The sequence below is a fragment of the Streptomyces albospinus genome (genome assembly GCF_014648695.1).
Classification (GTDB): Bacteria; Actinomycetota; Actinomycetes; order Streptomycetales; family Streptomycetaceae; genus Streptomyces; species Streptomyces albospinus.
The window spans coordinates 1-2,217 of the sequence record NZ_BMRP01000123.1 but is presented as its reverse complement, the minus strand read 5'-3'; the positions used below and the strand labels follow the sequence as shown (position 1 = coordinate 2,217).

The 2,217-nt window shown below is 66.4% G+C and carries 1 protein-coding gene and 1 pseudogene; one reads left to right on the top strand and one right to left on the bottom strand.

Annotation, left to right across the window (positions count from 1 at the left end; genetic code table 11):
- The coding region (locus tag IEZ17_RS41515) for a hypothetical protein (protein ID WP_229853137.1) at nucleotides 1-1,493 on the bottom strand (1,493 nt) is incomplete at its 3' end.
- A 101-nt stretch (nucleotides 1,494-1,594) separates the two neighbouring features.
- Here IEZ17_RS41515 and IEZ17_RS41510 point away from each other — a divergent pair.
- Nucleotides 1,595-2,011 (top strand): annotated as a pseudogene (locus IEZ17_RS41510) (transposase); the annotation flags it as partial.
- Between the last annotated feature and the right edge of the window lie 206 nt (nucleotides 2,012-2,217).

Genomic DNA, 2,217 nt, shown 5'->3' with positions numbered 1-2,217 from the left:
GTATCTCTGCCATCGAACTTCCTCATAGCGGACATCTCCACACTACGAGGGGAGGCACAAAGCCCGGCCCGGGCAACGATGAGGTCGGCGCCGGCGAATTCAGGATCGCTCAGCGCAGTACCGTCATCAACGGCGACGAGGACCGAGGCCGCACGGTGCCGGATGGCGGGGCCGATCTCTTGCGCCGCGAGTGCGAGAACACGCACCACCACGAGCAGCGGCAGCTCAGGGTGCAGTTCGCGAGCTTCCTCCAGCAGACCGGACAGGCGTCGCGGGGCCTCCACGTCCAGGTCCAGCAGCCACTCCAAGTGCTCGTAGCACTCGTCCGGGAAAGCCGGCAGCTCTGCCGCGTCGGACAGATCCGGTTCCTCGATCTCACTCCCCAGCACTTCCCGGACCACCGGCGGGGTCACCAGCAAGGTGAACAGGTCAACCAGTCGCAAGGCCGGGCGCACACTCAGGCCAGCCACCCGCGTGAAGTACGCAGCAAGCACCTTCTCGGCGTCGCACACGGGCAAGGCCAGTGCCGGCTGCAGCAGTTGAGCGTGCAGGTCGAGGTCGGCTCGTGTCGGCTGCGGCGCGAATGTCTGCCGATCCTGCTCGGCCCGAAAGCGCCGCCCCGCGTTCTGCAGCGCTGCCTGAAGTTGCTCGTGGCGCCGCAAGCAATCACGGACGATCCCGACTAGCATCGCGGCCTGCTGCTTGCGGACCGGCGTATCGGCTGTGTCCCGCGCCTCTGTGATGTTCACCAGGATGGCGTTCTCTGCCCGACAACGGGCCTCGATGTGCTCAAGCGCCTCCTCGATGAACGCCGGCATGGCGGTCAGCCAGTCCACAGTGCGCACGTCGCGGCTGGTCGCTTCGAGCCGCTGGCGCAGCAACTCGCCGTACTGGATCGTCCGGTACCGGGCGGCTTGAGCCGCAGCCTGGGCGTCGGACAGCCGGCCGCGTCGAATCAGCGTCTCGAGCCGCACATCCGCGGCAATCTGCGCGGATTCGATATCGACCTCCAGCGCACCGACCAGGACGTTGACCGCCTCATTCGAAGCACGCAGGTAGATCCCACCGTCGGCTCCGGGAACCTCCTCCAGAAGCTTGAAGTCGAAGTCGCGCCGCTCGTAGTGGCCGTCCACGCCCGTAATTCCGTAGACGGCGCGAAAACCGCGATCAGCCGATCCCACGTTGAGCAGGTTCTCGAGCACCCATCCGGCAGCATGCTCGTGCTCATCCACAGAGCGGTCCGGTGCCTGCTCGGCGGCGTACCGGGACAGTTCCTCAATGGTCCGCTCGGGAGAAGCGCCGGCGTCGAAGTCCATCGCGAGGGTCACCAGATCGATCGCGTGCAGTGCGAGCTCGCTCATCTGGTAGGCGGTCAAGTCGGCTGTCTGCACGGATGACTTGCGGGCATCTAGATCGTGCAGCGGTGCGGTGCACGCCAGCGCTTTGATGCGCTGCGCGAATCCGGTGTCTAAGGGTGCAGGTGCGGCATCCACTCTCCAAACGGTAAGGGGGAGCACTGACAACAGGGGGGCGCATGGCCGAAGTTGTCAGTGAAGGTAGCCGAGAACAAGGCAGAACGCCCTGGTCATAACCCTTGTCCCTGTTCGACCAGGACGAGGGCTTGCGCGCCAGGTGTTCCTCATCGACACCCCCTGCTTCCGGTGGCGGTTCCGCCCAGTTCCTGGAGGTCCGCCACCGCGGGCATGCCATCGTCGAGGGCCACATCCGGTGCGGCAAGACCACCGGCTTCGGCCGCTTCCTCTCCCGCCACTTCGGCATCAATGCCGTCTGGCTCGAACTCAGCCTCGCGGCGATCGACCTGCTGGCCTGGACCCGCATCCTGCCGCTGGATGGCGAACTCGCGGTTGCTGAGCCGAAGAAGCTCCGCTTCCGGCTGCTGCACGTCGCCGCCCGCCTCACCCGCGGCGGCCGACGCCTGCGCTTGCGGATATCGGCGACCTGGCCCTGGAGAAACGAACTGGCCACAGCCTTCCACCGCCTCGCCGACTGACCAGCAAACCCCTGACCGCCCACGACCCGAAGGACCCCCGGAGTACCCGACCACCGCGCCGGGACTCCGTCGTGCCCAAAGCAACGAAACCACCCGGCCCACCCGGCCGCTGGCGATCAGCAACGCCTCATCGCCCCAAGCGAAACGGCGAGGTTGAAGCGGCGGCAGTTGATATTTGCGCTCCAAGCACCTTCCACAACCGGGGT